At 62.6% G+C, this 19,251-nt stretch carries 22 protein-coding genes; 8 read left to right on the top strand and 14 right to left on the bottom strand.

Annotated elements, in window-relative coordinates:
• Positions 1-10: 10 nt before the first annotated feature.
• The 6 genes from B5F40_RS11360 to B5F40_RS11335 all read left to right on the top strand — a co-directional run bounded on the left by B5F40_RS11360 (position 11) and on the right by B5F40_RS11335 (position 6,374).
• The gene (locus B5F40_RS11360; RefSeq protein ID WP_087190387.1) at positions 11-718 is read left to right on the top strand and encodes a hypothetical protein; all 708 of its coding nucleotides are present in this window, start codon (positions 11-13) and stop codon (positions 716-718) included.
• Positions 715-1,719 (top strand): conjugal transfer protein TrbL, encoded by a 1,005-nt coding sequence (locus B5F40_RS11355; RefSeq protein WP_446718596.1) that lies wholly within the window; start codon positions 715-717, stop codon positions 1,717-1,719. Before B5F40_RS11360 ends, B5F40_RS11355 begins: the two co-directional genes overlap by 4 nt.
• Positions 1,720-1,844: 125 nt before the next feature.
• On the top strand, positions 1,845-2,321 hold the full coding sequence (locus tag B5F40_RS11350) for a DNA gyrase (RefSeq protein ID WP_087190389.1): 477 nt from the start codon (positions 1,845-1,847) through the stop codon (positions 2,319-2,321).
• Between the two features lie 31 nt (positions 2,322-2,352).
• Positions 2,353-5,406, top strand: a complete 3,054-nt coding sequence (locus B5F40_RS11345) for a VaFE repeat-containing surface-anchored protein (protein WP_239441041.1) — start codon at positions 2,353-2,355, stop codon at positions 5,404-5,406.
• Between the two features lie 69 nt (positions 5,407-5,475).
• The gene (locus tag B5F40_RS11340; RefSeq protein WP_087190391.1) at positions 5,476-6,216 is read left to right on the top strand and encodes a class B sortase; all 741 of its coding nucleotides are present in this window, start codon (positions 5,476-5,478) and stop codon (positions 6,214-6,216) included.
• A complete protein-coding gene (locus tag B5F40_RS11335; RefSeq protein WP_224768096.1) occupies positions 6,213-6,374 on the top strand; it encodes a DNA-binding protein in 162 nt (53 codons plus the stop codon). Before B5F40_RS11340 ends, B5F40_RS11335 begins: the two co-directional genes overlap by 4 nt.
• 215 nt (positions 6,375-6,589) lie before the next feature.
• On the opposite strand, the gene B5F40_RS11330 is transcribed toward B5F40_RS11335, so the two are convergent.
• The 14 genes from B5F40_RS11330 to B5F40_RS11265 form a co-directional block, all read right to left on the bottom strand.
• On the bottom strand, positions 6,590-7,225 hold the full coding sequence (locus tag B5F40_RS11330; RefSeq protein WP_087190392.1) for a hypothetical protein: 636 nt from the start codon (positions 7,223-7,225) through the stop codon (positions 6,590-6,592).
• On the bottom strand, positions 7,222-8,295 hold the full coding sequence (locus B5F40_RS11325; RefSeq protein WP_087190393.1) for a hypothetical protein: 1,074 nt from the start codon (positions 8,293-8,295) through the stop codon (positions 7,222-7,224). Before B5F40_RS11325 ends, B5F40_RS11330 begins: the two co-directional genes overlap by 4 nt.
• A gap of 15 nt (positions 8,296-8,310) precedes the next feature.
• The gene (locus B5F40_RS11320) at positions 8,311-8,769 is read right to left on the bottom strand and encodes a hypothetical protein (RefSeq protein WP_013979916.1); all 459 of its coding nucleotides are present in this window, start codon (positions 8,767-8,769) and stop codon (positions 8,311-8,313) included.
• A 1-nt stretch (position 8,770) separates the two neighbouring features.
• Entirely contained in the window at positions 8,771-9,082 is a 312-nt protein-coding gene (locus tag B5F40_RS11315) for a type II toxin-antitoxin system RelE/ParE family toxin (protein WP_013979915.1), read from the bottom strand.
• On the bottom strand, positions 9,072-9,341 hold the full coding sequence (locus B5F40_RS11310) for a polyribonucleotide nucleotidyltransferase (RefSeq protein ID WP_087190394.1): 270 nt from the start codon (positions 9,339-9,341) through the stop codon (positions 9,072-9,074). The genes B5F40_RS11315 and B5F40_RS11310 overlap by 11 nt, the downstream gene beginning before the upstream one ends.
• Before the next feature lie 157 nt (positions 9,342-9,498).
• Positions 9,499-10,071 carry a hypothetical protein gene (locus B5F40_RS11305; RefSeq protein ID WP_087190395.1) on the bottom strand — a complete coding sequence of 191 codons (573 nt, stop codon included), beginning with the start codon at positions 10,069-10,071 and terminating at the stop codon, positions 9,499-9,501.
• Positions 10,068-11,318: a relaxase/mobilization nuclease domain-containing protein gene (locus tag B5F40_RS11300; protein ID WP_087190396.1), complete on the bottom strand. Its 1,251-nt coding sequence runs from the start codon at positions 11,316-11,318 to the stop codon at positions 10,068-10,070. Before B5F40_RS11300 ends, B5F40_RS11305 begins: the two co-directional genes overlap by 4 nt.
• Before the next feature lie 2 nt (positions 11,319-11,320).
• Positions 11,321-11,740, bottom strand: a complete 420-nt coding sequence (locus tag B5F40_RS11295) for a DNA-binding protein (protein WP_087190397.1) — start codon at positions 11,738-11,740, stop codon at positions 11,321-11,323.
• Between the two features lie 274 nt (positions 11,741-12,014).
• Positions 12,015-12,929: a ParB/RepB/Spo0J family partition protein gene (locus tag B5F40_RS11290; RefSeq protein ID WP_087194421.1), complete on the bottom strand. Its 915-nt coding sequence runs from the start codon at positions 12,927-12,929 to the stop codon at positions 12,015-12,017.
• Complete coding sequence (locus B5F40_RS11285) at positions 12,922-13,683, bottom strand: ParA family protein (protein ID WP_087190399.1); 762 nt, start codon at positions 13,681-13,683, stop codon at positions 12,922-12,924. The genes B5F40_RS11290 and B5F40_RS11285 overlap by 8 nt, the downstream gene beginning before the upstream one ends.
• Positions 13,684-13,873: 190 nt before the next feature.
• Positions 13,874-14,245, bottom strand: a complete 372-nt coding sequence (locus tag B5F40_RS11280; RefSeq protein WP_087190400.1) for a YraN family protein — start codon at positions 14,243-14,245, stop codon at positions 13,874-13,876.
• Between the two features lie 384 nt (positions 14,246-14,629).
• A complete protein-coding gene (locus B5F40_RS11275; RefSeq protein ID WP_087190401.1) occupies positions 14,630-15,016 on the bottom strand; it encodes a plasmid mobilization protein in 387 nt (128 codons plus the stop codon).
• Entirely contained in the window at positions 15,016-16,089 is a 1,074-nt protein-coding gene (locus B5F40_RS11270) for a site-specific integrase (RefSeq protein WP_087190402.1), read from the bottom strand. Before B5F40_RS11270 ends, B5F40_RS11275 begins: the two co-directional genes overlap by 1 nt.
• Positions 16,089-16,301 carry a hypothetical protein gene (locus tag B5F40_RS11265; protein WP_087190403.1) on the bottom strand — a complete coding sequence of 71 codons (213 nt, stop codon included), beginning with the start codon at positions 16,299-16,301 and terminating at the stop codon, positions 16,089-16,091. Before B5F40_RS11265 ends, B5F40_RS11270 begins: the two co-directional genes overlap by 1 nt.
• A 142-nt stretch (positions 16,302-16,443) precedes the next feature.
• Here B5F40_RS11265 and B5F40_RS11260 point away from each other — a divergent pair, with 142 nt between their 5' ends.
• Complete coding sequence (locus tag B5F40_RS11260; protein WP_087190404.1) at positions 16,444-16,878, top strand: helix-turn-helix domain-containing protein; 435 nt, start codon at positions 16,444-16,446, stop codon at positions 16,876-16,878.
• 121 nt (positions 16,879-16,999) lie between these two features.
• The gene (locus tag B5F40_RS11255; protein ID WP_140396495.1) at positions 17,000-18,190 is read left to right on the top strand and encodes a hypothetical protein; all 1,191 of its coding nucleotides are present in this window, start codon (positions 17,000-17,002) and stop codon (positions 18,188-18,190) included.
• Positions 18,191-19,251: the final 1,061 nt, after the last annotated feature.

Genomic DNA, 19,251 nt, shown 5'->3' with positions numbered 1-19,251 from the left:
GAGCAAGAAGATGGACAAGAAGACGAAACTGATGGCCATATGCGCCGCAGGCGCTGCGGCGATCCTTATAGGGGCAGGGCTCGCGCGCTGTGCGATCGCGCCCAGCGATCCCGATCCCGTCGTTCCCGTGGAGGAGCAAAGCCGACAGGCAGAGCAGGCGGGCGAATCCCTTGCCGGCTATGCGGGCACCACCTGGGAGAGCGAGGACGGTACGTGCACGCTCACGCTCTCCGATTCGACGATCGTGGAGTCTGGAGAGGCGGGAGTCCAGGTGATGTACTACGAGGTGCTCTCCGAGGAACCCGACGATGATGGCCTCTCGGCGCAGATCTCCTTCACGCGATCTGCCGGCGAGGCCGCCTCCCAGACGCTGCTCTCCATAAGCGACGCGGGAGGCTGGAAGAGCATCTCGTGCGACGCGTTCGCGCTGTCGAAGAGCTACCTCATCGCCGAGGGCTCCGAGGCCGGGATCGAGCTCTCCGCCCACTCGCCGGAGCTCAACGAGCTCCTCGATGCCGAAGACGCCGAGATCGCCTCCGCCATAGCGCAGAAGGCATCCTCGGCGTCCCCGACGGCAACGCTCGCCACCTGGGACGGCGAGGTCTACATCGACTGCAACGAGGACGTCCTCACGACCTCCTTCCACCTGAACGACGCGGCCTCGACTATCGTGCAGCTCTCCCTCGACCGCGGATCCGGGGAGATGAGCGCGCTATGAGGCGGGCGGCGTCGATGATCTCAGGCAGGCGCTTTCTCCTCGCGTTCGCCTCCACCTTGCTCTTCGCGACGCTCATGCTCGTCCCGGCGTCTCCCGCCTACGCGAGCATCGCCGACGACGTGAACGCATGGCTCGCCGGGCTTCTGAGGGACGCGTGCAACTGGATGTTCACCAACCAGGTGGCGGTTCTCTCGAGCATCGGCTACGAGGGCATCATCGGCGCGGACTTCTCGCAGATGCTCACGACCGCAGGAGATGTCTCCATGTACGACATCGCGCGAGGGGTCTGGGACGCCGCGGTGCTTCCCATCGGATGCGGGGTGCTCGGGCTGGTGTTCACGGTGAAGCTCATCCAGATAAGCCAGCGCATGGACGGCAACGCCTCCTTCCCCGGCGTGAAGGAGGTCGTCTTCCTGCTGGTCTTCTTCGCCGTGTTCCTGTTCCTCATACAGAACAGCTTCGAGCTCATGGAGGCCATCTACGCGGTCGTGGGACTCGCCATCGACCGCACGATGTCGCTGTTCGGCTCGGGCGGCGCGATCGACCTTACCGCCGTGAACGTGGTGACCGAAGACGACGACGTCCCGGCGCTCATAGCGCTCCTCTTGGTATCGGTCATCAGCTGGGTCGTGGTGCTCGGAGCCTACATCGTGGCGCTCGTGGTCTGCTGGGCGCGCGCCATCCAGCTCTACATCATGGCCGCGTTCAGCCCGATCCCGCTCTCCCTCATGGCGTTAGACGACACCCGCCAGATAGGAATCGGATACCTGAAGAACTTCACGGCGGTGTGCCTGGCGGGGCTGATCATCCTGATTCTGCTCATAGCCTTTCCGCTCATCTTGGGAGGCCTCACCGGGGCGAGCACCTCGACGGGCACCCCCATCGACGGCATAGCGACGGGGCTCACCTACGCGCTGCAGTACCTGGCGATGTGCGTGCTGCTCATCCTCTCGCTCGTCAAGAGCGGCGCATGGGCGCGCGACATCGTCTCGGGAATCTGATCTGGGAACTGACGTTTTGAAAGGGGGTGGTCGCCTTGGATGGCTGACCGAAACCGAAGGCAAGGCAATCAGGCGGGGCTTCCACAACTACGCCCGCCTAAAGGATGCAAAGAAAGGGGCATGAAATGCCTGAGAAGAAGAACACCTATCTCACGCTCCACAAGAACTTCGTGCGCACCGACATCGAGTACACCGACCGCGTGACGGGAGAGGTGCGCACGTTCAACTCGGTGACGCTGCCCAAGGGGACGGTGATCGACGGGGTGGACGTGAGCTACTACCAGTTCAGCCCGATGTTCGTCAACGAATCCCGCTACCGCGGCGAGAACTACCGCGACATCCCTCTTCTGACGGACCGGGAGGTGTGGCTGAAGAAGAGCGTGCTCGACGAGAACGGCCAGCCGGTGCTCAACGGGGACGGCAAGCCGGCCAAGGACGTCGTGCGCGTCATGCCGGCTCAGATAAAGGAGGCGCTCGACCGCAGCCGCAGCGAGTACCTGCAGAGCCTCTCCGAGAAGGCCCGCGGCGCGCGCGAGGGATCCGAGCGCCTGGGAAACGGCGATTCACGCGCCGCGCATAGCCGCGAGAACCTGGCGATGTAAGGGAGGTCGGGAGAAGATGAAAGAGAAAGCGATGGAGAGGATAACCTCCTCGAAAATCGTGCGGGTCGCCATGGCGATGGCGCTCGCGCTGTCCGTCGCCATCGTCCCGACCAAGGCATATGCCTCCGGGAACGTGAACGTCTCGATCGGCAAGAGCATCCCCTATGCCGGATACGAGACGACCCAGATGAGCGCCAACGGCAACGACGCCTACTGCATCGAGCCGTCGCGCTCCACGCCCGATGCGGGAACCTATCCGACGAGCGAGGCGGGAGATCTGGCGGCGGCCATGTGGTTCTCCTACGGCGCACCCGGCTTCGACGCGTCCATGTGGCCTGGCTCCTGGTACGACGGAAGCGGCATGGACGAGGACAAGTACCGCGTGGCGAGCCACATCCTGCTCTCGTACGCCAACCTGGGATCTGCCGCCGAGGCGACCTACGGCACGAGCGCCGAGTTCGCCTCCTGGGCGGAGCGCGAGATCGCGGGCGACGTGTGGAGCCAGGTCAACGCGCGCGCGAACGAGGTCTCCACGGGATTCTCGGCCATCAGGATCCATGCGGGATCAGACGCCCAGACGCTCGCCAGCTTCACGTGGGAGCGCGGCGGCGTGAAGATCGCCAAGGTCGATGCGCAAGCCGGCGCAGGCGAGCAGGGCGACGCCTCGCTCGAGGGCGCCGAGTTCGCCATCGTCAACGCATCGGGGACGAACTCATTCGTGAACGGCCACAGCTACGCAGACGGCGAGACGGTCATGACCATCTCCACCTCCTGGGACGGCTCGGCCTACACCGCGCAGACCGCGAGCGACGCGCTGCCGTGCGGCACCTACCGCATCGTTGAGGCGAACGCTCCGGAAGGCTACCTTCCCTGGGAAGGCGAGCTCGGGTTCGCCATCGAGGGCGACGGCCAGGTCGTCGACCTTTCCGGCGACCCCGTGCATGACGACGCGATACGCGGCGGCGTGCAGGTGACCAAGGCCGACGCGGAGCTCGACGAGTCCGAGGCGGTCGGCGGGAACGGGCATGCAGCAGAAGGCGTCGGCACGACGCTCTCCGGCATCGAGTTCGCCATAACGAACGCCTCCGAGAACAAGGTCCTCGTAGGCGACGTCTGGTACGAGCCGGGCGAAGTCGTCGCTACCGTCGAGACCGCATGGGACGAGGAAATCGGCTCCTACATCGCCAAGACCGCGCCCGAGGCGCTACCCTACGGCACCTACACCATCCAGGAGACCGCGACCAACGACTCCTACCTGCTCACCGACGGCGAGCCGAAGACCTTCGAGATCCGGACCGACGGCCTTGTCGTGACGGCGGACGCGGAAGGCGGCGAGCTCACCTTCTACAACCAGGTCGTCCGCAACGACCTCAAGCTCTCCAAGAAGGCCGAGGACACCAACGCGAGCCTGCAGGTCCCCTTCGCCATCTCCAACGTGGCGACCGGCGAGACGCACGTGCTGGTCACCGACCGCAACGGCCAGGCCTCGACCGAGGCGGGCTGGAACAAGCACACCCACAACACCAATGCCAACGACCACCTGCTCGAGGCCGAGGCCATCGCCTCCGACATGATGGACCCTGAGGCGGGCATCTGGTTCGGGCTGGGCGAGGACGGCTCGTCCGCTCCTGCCGATGACGCCCTCGGCGCGCTGCCGTACGGCCAGTACACCTTGGAGGAGCTTCCCTGCGAGGCCAATGAGGGCTACGAGCTCATCACCAAGGCCTTCTGGATCGAGCGCGACTCCGGCGTGGCGGAGGCCGTCTGGATGACGCTCGACGACCAGGAGGGGCCGAGGATCGGAACGCGGGCAACCGAAGTGGCCGACGGTGACCAGATCGCCCAGGCAAACGAGCAGACGACGATTGTGGATACCGTCTACTACGAGAACCTCGAGTTCGGCGGCACCTATACCCTCACCGGCACGCTCATGGTCAAGTCCACCGGCGAGCCGCTGCTCGACGCCGAGGGCAATCCCGTGACCGCCACCAAGGAGTTCACGGCGAACAACACGAACGGGTCGGTGGACATCGAGTTCACCTTCGACGCGAGCCTGCTCGCGGGCGAGGACGTCGTGGCCTTCGAGAGCCTCGTGAAGGATAGCATCGAGGTAGCAGTCCACGCAGATATCGAGGACGAGGGCCAGACGGTCCATTTCGTCGACATCGGCACCACGGCGGCCGACGCCGCCGACGGCGACAAGCTCGTGACGGGCTCCGAGGTCGTCATCGCCGACGAGGTGGCCTTCGAGGGTCTGACCCCTGGAGGCTCTTATACGCTCGAGGCGACGCTGATGGACGCCGAGACGGGCGAGCCGCTGAAAAGCGGCGAGGGGCTTCTCGCGACTGACGTGGCCGCGACCGTCGAGTTCACGCCCGATGCCGCTGAGGGCACCCAGACGGTAGAGCTCTCATTCGATTCCTCCGGCCTCGGCGGTCACCGCCTGGTGGTGTTCGAGAAGCTGCTCGACGCCGAAGGCACCGTCCTCGCGGTGCACGAGGATATCGAGGACGAGGGCCAGTCCGTCACGGTCGTCGAGATCGGCACCACGCTCGTCGACGCCGCCGACGGCGACCACATGGTCGAGAACGGGACGGTCAGCGTCGTGGACACCGTCGAGTATGAGGGGTTCGTCGCTGGCGAGACCTATACCGCCCACGGCACCATCATGGACAAGAGCACCGGCCTTGCCCTCGAGGACTCCGAGGGCAACCCTGTGACCTCTACCGCCGAGTTCGTGGCAGAAGGCTCGAATGGAACCGTCGAGGTGACCTTCGAGTTCGATGCTTCCCAGCTCGAGGAGGGCGCCTCCCTCGTGGCGTTCGAGGAGGTGCTCGACGTGAACGGGAACGTCATCGCGGTACATCAGGACCTCGAGGACGAGGGGCAGACCGTGGTCGTCGACAACCCCGAGACTCTCGGCACCCCCTACGACAAGACGGGAGGCGACCTGCTTCCCGTATGGGTTCTGATCAGCGCCTTGATCCTCTGCGGCGGCGCTGCGGGCGCATACGCGCTTCGCGGCCGCATCCGTCGAAACGCATCAGTTGGCGAGGGATCCACTGACGAGGGTCCCGAGAAGTAGCCGGGTCCCGGTCGATCGAAGAGGGCGGGGCGGCGATGAGCCTCCCCGCCCGTCTTCCTGGAGGTTCAAGTGAGCACAAATATCAAGCAGCGATTCGCGATCATGGTGGCGGTGACGGCGCTGGTCGGTGCTGCGGCGCTGGGGCTGTGGCTCTTCAGCGTCCATGACAGGGCGGCGGATGTAGACCCCTCTCCTATCTCGGCAGATGCTTCGGGAAGCGATGCGGCATCCGATGGCGTCCCGACGGTCGACTGGGACTACTGGCTGTCCGTGAATCCCGACATCGTGGCCTGGGTGAGCGTCCCGGGAACCGAGATCGACTATCCGGTGGTGCAGGCGAGCGCAGATGACCCGACCTTCTACCTCGACCACGACGTCTACCGCGGCTGGAACCCCTACGGATGCCCCTATCTCGACGCCGCCTGCGCGGGACGGGGGATCGACAGCCCGCTCGCGCTCATGTTCGCCCACCACATGAACGACGGCAGCATGTTCTCCGCGTTCGCAAGCTATTCAGATGCCGGATTCGCCGCCGAGCATGACGAGATCCTCCTGCAGACGCCCGAAGGAAACGCGCGCCTGCGCGTCGTCGCGGTAGACGTCGTCGACTCGAACGTCGAGCACAAGCGGCTCGACTTCGCCACAGATGAAGAGCTCTCGTCTTGGCTCGATGAGCTGCTCGGCAGGGCGGACGTAGCCCTCGTCGACGGTGCCCGGACAGATAGCGTCAAGGCGTTCTGCACCTGCAGCTACGGCAGGTGGAACGGGCATGAGAGGACGATAGTGTACGCGCAAGAGGAGGTGGGATGATGTTGTCGACCGCATGCTTCTTCATCGGCATGGCCATGGCGGCTTGCGCGATGGCGGGATACTGCTGCATTCATGCTGGGGCAATGAGCGAGCATGAGGAGATGCAAGCCAACGACAACAGAAAAGCTATCGATGGCCAACGTGTTCGACGAAAGTGACCAGAGTATCTTTCGTACGTGCGACTTCAGCTTCTCGACGAAACTGAAGTCGCAGCTTATGCCGCTGGCTAATGAACCCTCTGCTGTTGCAGGCTAGAATCGATTCCAGACGGGGCAGGGTGTGCGGCCAGCTGGACTACCTGCTCTGCTGCTGATTTATGTGTCTGAGGTAGAGGCGTAGAGGCGTAGAGGCGAAGCCATAGCGGGAATTGGCGCTACTTGTCCGGGTGCTCTTCTTCGGACTCTTTTTTCCATGGGAGCGGAATCTCGACCTTTGGAATCTCGAATTTCGGAAGGTCGATTTGCGGAAGATGGAAAAAGCGCTCCTTCTTCCCGTCTTCGAAATTGCGTATCCTCTCGATGGGCTCAGATGCGTCGCAAGGCGTCATCGCCTCAATCTGCGCGCTGTGCGTTGCTTCGACGTATGATTTGACGCTCTCCATTTGGTCGGCGTCCAGTTCCTTTCCATCCAGCATTTTCGAGAAGGCGGCGTAGAACGCTGTCTCGGCCTCGTTGAAGTCCCGTCCGGTCTCCAGGCGGTCCACCATAAGGGAGAAATAGTCGTTCATCGCGTATTGGAAGACGAGGCTTTCCTCGATCTGCTTGCGCAGGTCGTGCTTCTGGATGACCTGCCAGACCTGCAGAGCCCGATAACGCGTGATGAGGGCGGATATCTCGTCGTTTTGCTTCCGGACGGTCTCCTTGAGCTCGTCGGCTTTCTTCTGGAGTTTAGCGACCTGCCGGTGCAGCTCGTTTATCTCGGGTTGCCGGATGATGAGACCCACGCCTATGCCGAAGCATCCTGCTAACACACCGACGATGGGGGCCAATAGCTGCTGTGGTATTTTCATCTTCCCTCCAGATATCCGATGAGGCTGCTTATCGATGCGGAGGCTTCATCGTCGGAAACGGGGGTCTGGACGATTGCTGCGACTTCTTCGGAAATCCGGTCGTGCCTCATGATCTGTCTGTCCGCGGCGGTGCAGAGCCTTTCCGTCCTCTCTTCAAGGCGCTTCGTGCGCTTCGCGCTTGCAGCAAGAAGGCCGCCGTAGGCCTTCACGAGCTGAGGCGCCATCGCATTGTTGATGTAAGGGACGCCTTTCTGGCGCACTGCGCCGAGCGCCGCCTGGCCGAAAAAGGCGACGCCCGTGCCGACCAGCTCTATCTGCGCCTTGCGAACGGGATCCTCTATCGCGCGGGACTTGGCATAGCATCCGACAAGGAAGGCGACGAGGCCGCCTGCAGCGATGTCCTGGGCTCGGATCGTGAACATGTGGGAGTAGATCTCCTGGGTCATCTTCTTGTCGCCGCCCGCCTCGATGGAAAGCCCTTGAACCCAGTCGATGATCCGGTTCCAAGGCCTGCCGCCTTCCCGCTCGGTGTCGAGGTACGAGCTTCCAGGCACGGGCAACCCTTGCTTGGACATCGTGTCGGCGAGCAGGTGACGGACTGCTTGCACGATGCCTATGAGGCCTTTCTGCTGGTACATCAGCTCGAAGGGGTTGTAGGGCATGAGCCCCCTGCCCGTCGCAAGCACATCGTGGCCGAACAGCAGCCTATGGAACATCACGTATGCCCTTTCGCCGTTGCGGGCGATGAAACCTTCTTCCGGTGCGTAGACGTCCAAGGCGTCCCCTTTGTGGAAAAGCAGGGAGCCGAGCATCTGCTGGACGACCCCGCAATCGCCGGGATTGCCCGACGCTGCATCATGGACTTTCTCGAGCCACTTCGCGACATCGTCGTTCGTCGCGACGAACACGCCGACCAATCCCGATGCCATCGAGAAGCAAACGTCGAGCATGTCCAGGTCGGCCTGGGGCAGTTCTGCCTCTACGTCGGCATCGGCGAAAACACTCTCGATCCTCGACTCCATGTTCGCGAGGTCTCGCTCGTATGTGGCGATTTCATCCATGTTGGTCATTTCTCCGGCATTCCATCAGCGGGGCAGAGCTTCCACGACCCCGCTGGTTATTCCGCTGCATGTAGCCTTCCAGAACTCCAAGAAGTCTTTCTTCGATCTGGATTCGATTGCGTCCAATCCAAGTTGGGAGATTGCGTATCCCGTGTTCCATTTTCCGTCGCAGGGGGTGCTCGACATGATGATGAACCCCTTGTCCAGCAGATCGTTTGCCAGATCCACGAAGTCCGCCTTCTGGCAGAGGAGCACCTTCTCGTCGACGTAACGCCGCTCTTTCAACGCCTTGAGCAGATCCCATCGGTTGTCGTCTTGTGTGCGGTTCTTTTTCTTCCTCGGCTCGTATCTCGCCCTCGCGTCTTCTGGGATGTCCCAAATGCCGCCGCACTTTTCGGCGCCTTCCATGAGCCCCCTTTTCAGCCAGCCTCTCAGTGTGCTCTCTGCGATGCCGTATCTGGCGCAGTATTGTGCGGGGCTCATGTCACTCTCCGTTCAAGACGATGCTCGCGTAGTCTTGGCTCTGATGGAAGAGGTGGGCGATGACGACGTCTTCCCCCTCCTTGAAGTAGAGGGCTATGTAGCCTTTCACTAGGACGGTGTGATAACCAAGCTTCGCGAGCGGCTCGAAACGCGAGAGGCGGTGCTCCACCGATCCGTCCTTCAAGCACTCGATGACGTTCTCCCATTCGTCCAGGAACGCCGACGCGGTGTTGGGCCCGAAGCCGAGCAGGTACTCGACCGTGCCCTCGAGTTCGCGAAGCGCGGTTGGCTGTATCCGCACCCTACAGGCCATGCTTCTCCCTCAAGGATTTGGTCGCCTCGAAAGCGTCGACGCTCTTTCCTTCGGCGCGCTCGCGCTCGGAGACCATGATGCGCTCGAGCAAACGGGCACGTGCCTCCGCCTGCTCCCATCGGCTGAAATCCGAGCTCTTCACGCACACGAAGCGGTCGTAGCCGTTCTTTGTCACGATGACCGGGGTGGGGCTCGTCGAGACCATCTCGTCGAATGCGGCTGTATCGCGGAGGTCTTTGATGGGTACGCACAACGACATTGGTTCTCCTTCCTATTGCATCTTAATGTACATTATTATGTCACATTTCATATTTTGTTTCCAGTGGTTGGCGGGAGCGCGATCGCAAGCTCACATGAAGCGGAACACGGCTTTGAACAGCCAGCGCACGAATGATCCGATTCCCCTGAATATCGCTCTAATCATCTCCGTATCCTTCCATCCAGTCGCTCTCGTCGTCGTCCGCGGGCTCCATCTGGGCGGCCTCGGCTGCTATGGCGCACTCGAGCACGTCGGGTGCGACGCCTATCGCCTCCGCCATGAGGACGGAGCTCGCCGCGAGCCTCTCGTCCGCGTTCGAGAGGTAATCGTTCAGCCGCGCTATGCGGCTTGCGACCGAGCCTCCGGGTCCGGCGAAGAGGGCAGAGGCGCGGTCGAGCTTCATCACGTCTACTAATTCGCCGAACATTCTCGCGAGCACCGTCTCGCCGTCCATCGTGACGCTCTCGAGCTCGCCGGCCTCTTTGGGGCTTGCCAGCTGGAACCTCCAGCCCTTCTCGCGCCGTGCCTCGGGAACATCCTCGCCGTCGGTTCGGTAGCCTTCGTTCGCGGCGTAGCAGTGGGCCGTGAGCCAGAGGCCGTTCTTCTCGGCAGCCTCGTATTCGAGCGTGAAGTCGGCGAGCATGCTCCTTCCCGAGAACGGCTGCGCCTCGGTGAAACGGTCGGTGTCGAACACCTCGACGCGCCGCTCGTAGGCGATCTCCACCCTCATCGCTCCTCCCTCCTATCTCGCTGCCAGGTCTGCCGCGCCGGAGTTTCCCGGCTCCGACGCTCCTCGCCCTTGCGCTTCACGGGTGTCTCGCCGGACTTCTCCTCCTTCGGGCGCCTCGTTTGGACCGTCTTGGGCAGGAGCCTGTTCTGCGCCACGTACTCGCGCACCTCGCGCAAGGAGCTCGCGCGCTCGCGGGAATCGCCCTCGCCATGGCTCTCGAGCCTCGCGATCCTCCTGTCCAAATCCGCGATGCTGTGGGCGTTCACCGCCATGCACGTCTCGATGGCGGCGGACAGCCGCCCTAGCTCCGCGAGATCGTTGAGGCCGATCGCCTCGGCTGCATGGGAGAGGACCTCGCGCGAGGCGGCCGGGGTGGGGCGCCATGCGGCAATCCTCCCGAAGCGCCGCCTGAGCGCCTCCTGTCCGAACGAGAGGCCGAGCTTCTCGCCCCCTATGCGCCAGGTGGGGTGGTCGGCGAGCGAGTAGATCCAGTCTCGCCTCCATGACTTCTCGGAGTTCTGCGAGACGTCCACCTCGAGCGTCGCGAGCACCGCCATGAACTCGTCCTCGTTGCGGGCGAGCGCCTTTGCCACCGTCACGCGGTTGCGTATGTCGGCGACCCAGGAGTACCCGCCCTCTTTCGCGATCTCCCTCTCGGCGCGGCGCTCATACACGCGCTGCATCGTCGACGGGGTCGCTTTCCGAGCCGGTCCTTCGTCGGATTCCCTCACGACCTCGTCGCGCATGAAGCGGTACCCGCGCTCCTCGGCCAGCTCCTGGAGGCTGCGGTTGAGCTCCAGCGGGTCGGGGGTCTGCAGGCGCCGCTCGGTGACGAGGTCGGTGTTGTTGACCACGATGTGGGCGTGGGGGATCCTGCCCTCGTTGTCGTCATGCAGGACTATCGCCACCTCGAAGTCCGCGAAATGTCTCTTCGCCCATGCCTGCGCGAGCTCGGCCACCTGCTCCGTCGAGAGGCCGTCATGCGGGTCGGGGGACATGACGAAGTGCTTGAAGGTGCGGGCCGGCTTGCCGCGGTACGTCGTGTCGTTCCCGCACGCGTGCCGCGTCGCGTCCATAGCGGCGGCCCAGTCGAAGCCCTCGGGTGCCTCCGAGACCGCCTCGAAGGTGTGCTCCTCCTGCCAGGCGAAGTTCATAACGTGCACGCCCAGTGCGCGGCCTCCCTTCTCGAGGTACCGCTTTATCCCGGCGCACCCGGTGTGCCCGGCGATGGGCTTCAGCAGCGGCATCGTCAGTCGCCCCCGACTATCGCGTGCTGCGCGAGCCCCGAGATCTTCCGGGAGAGCTCGCCGCGCCCGTCCTCGACCTGTGCGAGCAGCAGCGCGCATTCGTCGAGCTTGCCGGACACCCATTCCAGGTCGCCTCGTCCGTGGTCGAGCGCGAACTTGATGGAGTTCAGCGCGTGGACGCCCTGGTTGTAGTGGTGACCCCATTTGACGAGCTCGCGCGAGAGCTTGCGCATGGAGAGGCCGTCGAGCAGCACCCCGCCGCGCTTCGCGTTCTCGGGATCGTCGGCGACCATGCGCACGACGTAGCGCAGATATTCCGAGCGCGTGAGCCCTTCGTCGTCCGCGCGCTCGCATACCGCGCGGAAGTCCGCGTCGCTCACGCGGGCGGCGAGGACGTTGTCGTATTTCAAGACCTTCGTCATCGTCTCTTCCTTCGCATCCTTCGCCGCCTCGATGTGTGGAAGCTTCGGCGGCGTTTCTGTGTTGGAGGGGCGCGGGGCATCCCCCGCATGGCGGCGTCCGGCGCGGTCTCGTGCCGAGATGCGCCCGGCGGCACCGCCCCTCCCCTTGTGCTTGCGGCGGCGGGGCGGGGCAACGGGACGCCGGAAGGCGCCCCGGCCGCCATCTATCTCGTGTATACGAGATAGGCTACTTGCTGGAAACGGTGCAGGAGCCCCGTCGGGGCACCTGCATGGCCTATCTGCCCCCGAGGAGCCTCCCGGCCGCCTCGGCGATTTCTTCCAGCGCCCGCTTGTCCGGTTCGCTCGGCGGGTTCTTCGCCTTGGACTCGTAGCGCCCGAGCGCTCGCAGTGCGCTCGCGAGCGGGGCAGATGGCCTCGGGGTGGGGTCTTTCGGCGTTTGCCTCGTCTCGGGTCTGCCGGTCTCCCTCTTCAGGAACTCGGTCGTCTCCCTCTTGCCCAGCGCCCGCTTCTCCCATGCGACGTAGAGGCGCTCCTGCTCTTCGGGACCCTGCTTCGCCAGGGCGTCCACGGCGTCCGCCGACAGAGCGTCGGACAGAGCCGCCTCGCGCCATTCGGGCACGAGCCTCTCCTCGATCTTGCGGGCCAGGGACTCCTGTCGCTGGATGGTCTTTCCCGACACCTTGCGCCCCGTCTGCTCCGAGATGATCGCCGCCTTGATGTCCTCGGTGCGCACGCCCGCAAGCTCCGGGTTCTCTGCCCTCATGCGTTCGACCTCCACGCCCAGAGCGCGGCTTGCCGCTGCGCGCTCTGATACGGTGAGGCTGCGAACGAAGTAGTTGGCGGCGTGCAGCAGCATGACCGACTGCTCGTCGGTGATGTCTCGGATGACGCGGCAGGGTATCTGGGAGTACCTCTCGTCCTCTTTGGCGAGCAGGGCGTAGGCCGCCTTGCGGCGGTGCCCGCTCACCATCTGCCAGCTCCCGTCGCCGAGCTTGCGCACGAGCGGCAGGTCGGTGAGCCCCTCCTCCTTTATGCTCCTTGCCAGCTGGGCTATGCCCGCGTCGTCCATCGAGTAGGCGGCGTTGGCGGGGTGGTCGGCTATCTCCTCGACGGGGTAGTCGTTGCGGGTCGACGCGTTCCTGTCGAGCAGGCCCGAGATGGTGAAGCCGGGTGCGACCGATTTAGCCATGGAGCGCCTCCTCGGCCAGCTTCTCGTAGTCCTTCGCGGGGCGGCTGTCGGGCTTGAAGGTCGCCACGGGCTGCCACTGCCAGCTTCCCTCGCACACCTTGGAGCTCGCGTGTATGACGGTCTCGAACTGGTTGTCGGGGAAGTAGGAGTCCAGCACCTCGGCTCCCGTCGCCTCGGCGTTGGTCATGAGGCCGGGCACGCAGGTGCGTAGGATGCGCCATGCGGGCGTGGGCACGCGCAGCGCGTCCGATATGGACTCGATGGCGCTGACCGTGAGGGCGGTGCCTCGCATGACGGTGGAGTCGAGCTTCACCGGCACGACGACCATTCCGTCTCCCGCCGCGGCCAGGTAGGCATTGAAGGCGAGGCGCTTCATGGTCGGGCTGCAGTCGACGATGCAGATGTCGTAGCCTCCCGCGCAGTCGTCGAGCGCGAAACGCAGGCGCTGCTCTCTGAGCAGCAGCTCGTTCTGGTCGACGAGCTCTATGGTCGAGGGCACGACGGAGAGCCCCTCCGTCTCGGTTTCGAACGCCACCTCTTCGACGGGCGCATTTCCGTAGAGGAGCTCGACGGCCCCCCGATGCTCGGCCGCCGCGCGCTCGTAGAGCCCGAAGAAGTCGGTGGTGGATGCCTGCGGGTCCAGGTCGACCAGCAGGGTCCTCAGCCCCCGCCTGGCGTAGATGGCCGCGAGGTTGACCGCGGTCGTGGTCTTGCCGACCCCGCCCTTGTAGTTCGATATGGCGAGAGTCCTCATGTTTCCTTCGTCCTTTCTGCCTGTCGCCGGAGATGGCGCATACTGCGAGTATACAGAACGAAAACGTTCTGTTAAGGCCGACCGTTTGCCACGGGATGGCGTCTCGCCATGGGGCGGGCGGATCGCGGCGACCCTTCGGCTGGCGGCCCCCTCCGTCCGGAGGGGGCCTGCCCGAGCGGGCCCGGAGGTCCTAGGCCTCGCCGAAGGCGTTGATGTGGTGTCTGAGCAGCGCTCGGTCCTCGCCGACGACGACCAGGCCGATCTTGTCGAACCTCACGCCGACCGACTCCCCGAATCCGCTCTCGGCGAGCCAGGAGACGGCGAGCGCCTCCATCGACTTGCGGTCGTTCCTCCAGCCGCCGAACCCCTCGCCGGGATGCTTGCGCGCGGCGACGTCGACGAACACGAGCTCGTCCGATTCGGGGTCGCGGGCGACCAGATCGATGGCTCCTTTCGCCTCGTGCGGCCTCCATTCGGTCGCGAGCATCTCGTAGCCCCTGATCCGAAGGAAGCGTGCCGCCGCCTCGACCGCCTTTTCCTGAAGAGTGAGCTTGCCGTCCATGGTGACCTCCGTTCGTCGGGGCGGAGCCCCTTGCCCCGCCTTGTGGCATCGGAGCCGCACCGCCGCCTGCGCCCCGCAAGGGAGGAAGCGAAGGCCCCCTCTTCTCCGTATCGGGCCGGTGGTTTTCCGAAGCCCGGAGGGCGCTTTGTTTTGCCGCTTTCGCCTTTTCTCTCGGGCGGCAAAAGAAATCGGAAAAGCATCGCGGCCCTTGCGGGAGTGTCGGGCGGCTGTGCGAGTCTTCGACGCCCAAGGAGGAGGCGAGGCGATCCGCTCAGGCGGAGCGGCTCCTGGCGCGAAAGCTCGCCCGAAGGCTGTCGGGGAGCGGGCTTTCGGGAGGGCGGCGTTGCGCGACGGCGGGCTCTCCGCGGGCCACGATCCGCGGTGCTATCCCCGCGCCATCCTAAACACCGCCGCGTCCTGCTGGGCTATATCGTCGTCGGCGGGCCCGAGCTCGTCGGCTCCGAGGTCGACGAACACGCGCGTCAACACCTGCATGAGCTCGATGAGCCGCTCGTCGATGTCGTCGGCGTTCCTCAGCCTCCTGAGCTCGACGTAGACGGATCTCATCTGGTCGCGCAGCATCTTGTAGACCCTCACGTTCGGCCTGACGGTTATGTCGCGGCGCTCGAGCCTGGAGACTATGTAGTCCTGCTTGGTCATCCCGCTCGCCGCCACGAGGGCGTTTATCACCTCGTCCTCCTCCGGCGAGACCCTGAACGCTATCGTCTTGCTGCGGCGGCGCCCCTTGTAGTCGACAATCGGCCTCGACATCAGCGCCGCCCCCCTCGGTCGAGCGCCGCCGCCATGTCCGACTGCCTGCTTGGGAAGAGGTGGGCGTAGCGAAACGTCATGTCCGCGGTCTCATGCCCCATGCGGTCCGCGATCGCCACGGCGCTGAAGCCCATGTCTATGAGGAGCGACACGTGGCTGTGCCGCAGGTCGTGGACCCTGATGGGCTCGAGCCCGCACGCGGCGCACCTCCTCCTCATCTCGTGGCGCAGGTGGTTTTTTGTGAAGGGGAAGATCCTCTGCCCGCGCCTCTCCTTCGGGATGGATGCGAGGAAATCGGCGAGCTCGTCCGCGAGGAACTCCGGCATGGCCACGTCCCTCCTCGACTTCGGCGTCTTTGGGGACGTGATGACGTCCCTCCTCTTGATCCGCTGGTAGCTCTTGGTGACGTGGATGAGGCACCTCTCGAGGTCGATATCGTCGGGCTCGAGCGCGAGGAGCTCGCCGACCCTCAGGCCGCACCAGTACAGGATCTCGAACGCGTGGAAGGTGGCGGGCTTGTCCATGACCTCCTCGCTGAACATGAGATACTGTTCCTTCGTCCAGAACTTCATCTCCGAGCCCTTTCGCTCGCCGATCTTGATCGTCGGCGTGGCGGGGCTCCTTCCCAGGCCGTAGTATTTGACGGCGTGGTTGAAGATGGCGCTCAGCTGGTTGTTTATGGTTCTCAGGTAGGTGCCGCTGTACGGCTTCCCCTCGTCGTCGTACGACCCCAGCATCTTGTTCTGCCAGTCCACCACATCTTTGGGGGTGATGTCGCACATTCTCTTGGGTCCGAAGAATGGCACTATCTTCGTGCGTATGATGTGCTCTTTGGTGAGCCAGGTGTTGAGCTTGAGCCTGGGCCTCACGTCTGCGGAGTACCTCTTCACGAACGCCTCGAAGGGCATCGACATCGACCCGTCGGCAGAGGCCAGGAACTCCGCCTCCCACGTCAGTGCCTCGTCTCTGGTCGCGAACCCGCGCTTCACCTTGTGCCTGCGGTTGCCGCCGATGTCGTTGTAGTAGCACTGGACGTACCAGGCGCCCGTCTTCCCGTTCATGTAGGCGGGCATCAGAGCGCCTCCTGTCTGGGGGCGCCGTCGGCGCAGTGGAAGCGCTCGTAGAAGTACTTCCGGCTCACCTTCCCTTTGATCGTCGTGTACCCCTTCTGTTCCATCTCGGAGTTCAGCATCCTGATGATGCGGTAGGCGTACGGCCTGCTGATGCTCAGAGCCCGCATGACCTCCTCGACTCCCATGATCACCGGCTGTGCGTTCTGCTCCATGGCTTCCTCCTGTCGTTCGGTGAAGAGAACGAAAACGTTCTGTACTTCGCGACATTAACAGAACGGAAATGTTCGGTCAATACAAATTGAGAACGATTTTGTTCTCTAGTATCATGAGGAGAAAACGATCGGAGGAGGAGAGATGACGACGGGAAGCCGTATACGGGCGCTCCGAAGGTCCCGGGGGATGACGCAGCGGCAGCTCGCCGAAGCGGCCGGCTGCACCGACGCCGCCATCAGGAACTACGAGGCGGACAGGAGGGTGCTCAAAGGCTCCGCCCTGGATGCAATCGCAAGTGCCCTCGAGGTAGCCCCCGAAGCCCTCATGCCCGTTCGCGTCGAATCCGCAAGGGACGCCCTCGAGCTCCTCTTCAGAATCGAGGAGGAGTTTGGGCTCAGGCCCATCGGTGACGGCAGGCTCGCCGTCGCGCCCGGCGCGCAGAAGGCGCCGAAGCTCGCCGGCGCCATCAAGGCCTGGGAATCCCAGGTCGATGCGCTCGATCGCGGCGAGATAACCCCCGAGGAGTACGAGTCCTGGAAGATGGGGATTGGCAGGAGCCCGAGTCCTTCCGCATGAATGCGGCTTTGATAAACACCGGGCTTCCGTGGATATGGCGGTTCCAGATGGATTCGTTGGCCATTCGGAGCAATTGCCGTCGGTGTGTCTGATTCGAAACGAATGAACGCTAGGGGTCCGATTGACAATGCAGTTGTCATATCTCGCTCAGGGAGAGAAAACCAAGGAGACTATCAGCGGGAAGAACCTGCCGGAAGGAATTGCCCTCGATTCGGTAGAGAAGTACGATGCCAAAGGGGGCCAGCTCTACTTCATCACGTTCTCTACAAAGTCTGACACGCTCTCGAGCGCAAGGGCTTTGTCTCGCCTCAGAGATTCTCTGCCCGCCAAAAAACACGTGCGAATTTTACGAGATGACGCCTCTGCTAAATTTGCAAAGGCCCTATATCCCAAGCTGGCAGACTATGAGCGTGCTCTTCGGCGAGTGCTCACTCTCTCGATGTGTGCCGAACATGACAATTTCGAAGACAAACTGGTAAAGAACCTAGATGAGTCGACTCTCAGCGAGCTTGGTTCGAAGCTGTTTTATAGCGACGTCTTCAAAGAAGAGGTTTTCGATCTAGTGAACTCGAAGGGCCCCATCTCCAAATCAGATTTTTTGGCAAGAATAGAGGGGATTGAAGAGCGAACCGTCTGGAATGACCTGTTCGGCGACGGCGAGTTGAAGGGCGTACGGGAGAATTTCAGGGCAATTAACAAGATAAGAAACAAAGTCATGCACCACAGGACGATTTCTGCCAAGGAATATGACGAGGCGAAGGAGTTGCTGGCTGAATCGACTGGCGAGCTCGAAACTTACGCCAACCATATACACGAAGACCCCAGCTATCCGAAACGCCATTCCGCCAATGCCCTTAGCGCTGCGCGCCTCTTGGGGGGCAACTACGCGTCGGAGGTTGCCGGCGCCCAGGTCTTCCTGGATAAAATCGCTCCTCTTCTATCTTCGCAGAGTTTTGCGGATTATTACGCTCTATCCGATTCGGTATCTGCCGCAGCTAAAGTCCTTTCGCAATCAGTCGCCACGATCGACCCGTCCAGGCTTTCCGCGGTCTCGAGCCTAGCCGAAGCACTAAGCGAAAGCATCACGAAGATTCAAGGGCCAGCCCTGCAAGCAGCGATTAGCCAATTGACGCAGAATGCCATTCCGTCCGGTTTGACGACGAGCTTGCTTGCTTCAGCTGCTTTAGCTCGCGAGCAATCCAATCCTCTCGAAGACGATGACGAGGAGAAAGGCCAAGGCGAATCGCATGATAGAGACTCTTCCGAAAGCGAAGAAAGCTCAGAAGAGGAACGAAAGGAAGGGTTCGATTAGCGCATAGATCTTGCGGCTGCGACCCTGCAGCGCATACGCTGTCGGCGCTATGGCTTTGCGAAATCGTCGAGGGCTAATTTGAGTCGCAAGCCTTTCGCTGCTACTCGGGAGGAGTAGTAGCGAAATCCGACCGTCTTCGTGAGTTTGCCAGAATGACGCGCGCAGGCTCCCCACCAGGGGGCTCTATCATTCTTGAGTTTCGTTTTTCCGGGTGAGTTTCATTTGAGTTTCGTCGATTATCGACGGCACCCGCAAGCCACTTGGCATCACTGCCTTTTTCTGGCTTGCAGATTGTTCGGTTCGCTTCGGCTCCTTTCGGCTCCGTTTGCGCTGTTTCGGGTCTGTTCGAAGCATGCCCATTTGCCTTGGGATGACATTTGACCATGCGTCGACCTGCGAAAACGAGAAGGCTCCTCGATTCTTTCGAGGAGCCTTGTGAGTTTCTATCTGATTTCGGAATCATGCGGTTTGCAGGTGCGGGCGTTCTGAAATGTCGCCATCGGTCGTCATCGGAACCGCTAGAAACCGTATGAAAAACACGAACAAATGTTCTATTACTATTCCCACTCGATAAAACAATAGTGTTCCATTTTTACGATTTCGTCCTTGTTTTATCCGCAGTTTCTTCTCGTTGTCAGCTGTATTCGGTTAGCTCCTCCAAGAGAAAACTCATCCCAAACTCGGCTCTTCTGAATTCTACCACTGCATGAGTTTTCTGCATGAGTTTTGACTGGCGATGGATTTGCCGCGCGACCTGCTGGGACCCGTCATTCCAAGTTAAGCTGGGCGCTCATGCCGAACAGGCATTTTCCAGAAGGAGCGCCCACTGGGCGGCTCGCTGACCCATGCTGGCAATTAGAGCGTCGTTCTGGTCGAAACTCAAAAAATGCATCCCGGCAGTTCGGATGATGCTTTCTATTATTCCCGCTTGAACTCGCGATGCGTTCAGGGATGGTCGGGCTTCGGCCGGCAATGCGCGTCGAGCCCTCTCCGATTTCAAGGCGAAGGTCGACCTCCGGCTCGAATGGGCGGTTCCCGTCGAGACCCCATCGCCATCGAAT

The organism is Gordonibacter sp. An230 (assembly GCF_002159915.1).
GTDB lineage: Bacteria > Actinomycetota > Coriobacteriia > Coriobacteriales > Eggerthellaceae > Rubneribacter.
The sequence above is the reverse complement of the archived record's forward strand: the minus strand, read 5'-3'. Positions and strand labels throughout refer to the sequence as shown.